The organism is Streptomyces lothianensis, assembly GCF_047779955.1.
Taxonomy (GTDB): Bacteria; Actinomycetota; Actinomycetes; order Streptomycetales; family Streptomycetaceae; genus Streptomyces.
The window spans coordinates 1-1168 of sequence record NZ_JBLMKT010000118.1; the positions used below are offsets into that span (position 1 = coordinate 1).

The 1168-nt window shown below is 67.7% G+C and carries 1 protein-coding gene; it reads left to right on the forward strand.

What is annotated here, in order from left to right:
• The first annotated feature begins 66 nt into the window (after positions 1-66).
• Positions 67-1133 (forward strand): IS630 family transposase gene (locus tag ACLF6P_RS30265; RefSeq protein WP_463315330.1). Its coding sequence is split into 2 segments (ribosomal slippage): positions 67-510 and positions 513-1133, totalling 1065 coding nucleotides; the frame shifts between segments, so codons are not numbered across the junction.
• Positions 1134-1168 lie beyond the last annotated feature (35 nt).

Below are 1168 nucleotides of genomic sequence, written 5' to 3' on the forward strand. Positions count from 1 at the left end.
TACTGAGGTTGAACTCGTGGTGTCGTAGGGGCTGACGGCTGGTCACCCGTGCGGTATCACCGGTGTATGCGGTATCCACAAGGAGGCGGGCTGACCGCCGAACGGCAGCAGATCCGCGAGGAGTTACGGCTCCGGGCAGCTGAGAGGTTCGCCCGGGGTGAGGCGAGCTCGGTGATCGCCAAGGACCTTCGGGTCAGTGTCCGCTCGGTGCAGCGGTGGCGGCGGGCGTGGGAAGAGGGTGGACCACGGGCTTTGCGGTCGCAGGGGTCGGCGTCGCTGCCGAGGCTGAGCGAGAAACAGTTCGCGCAGCTGGAGGCGGAGCTGGCCAAGGGGCCGGCCGCGCATGGCTGGGAGGACCAGCGCTGGACCCTGAGCCGCGTGAAGACGGTGATCGGCCGACGCTTCCACCTGACCTACACCGTCCAGGGCGTGCGCAAGCTGTTGGTGCGTAACGGCTGGTCCTGCCAGGTCCCGGCCCGACGGGCGGTGGAGCGGGACGATGAGGCGGTGGCCGGGTGGGTCAGGAAGGTGTGGCCCTGCGCGGAAGACTCGCGGCGGTGAGTGGAGCCTGGCTGGTCTTCGAGGACGAGGCCGGATTCTCCATGACACCGCCGCAGGCCAGGACCTGGTCACAGCGCGGCCGGACTCCGGTGGTGAGGGTCCGCGGCCGTTCCCGCAGACGGATATCGATTGCGGCGCTGACCTGCTACAAACCCGGCCACCGGTCCCGGCTGATCTACCGGCCGCGCCGGGACGACGGCCAACGCGACGGACGCAAGAGCTTCTCCTGGCGCGACTACCGCGATCTGCTGATCGCCGCCCACCAACAGCTCGGCGGACCAATCGTCCTCGTCTGGGACAACCTCAACGTCCACAAAGCCGCCGGACTGCGAGAGTTCGCCGAAACCCGGGACTGGCTGACCATCTACTACCTGCCGCCCTACGCACCCGACCTCAACCCCGTCGAAGGCATCTGGTCTCTCCTACGGCGCGGCTGGCTCTCCAACGTTGCCTTCAGCACCCCCGAACACCTCGTCCAGCGCATCCGACGCGGTCTACGGCACATCCAGTACCGCAGCGACCTCATCGACGGGTGCCTCGCCGAGACCGGCCTGACCATCAAACCCGCCTGAACGATCGAGCGACACCACGAGTTCAACCTCAGTAG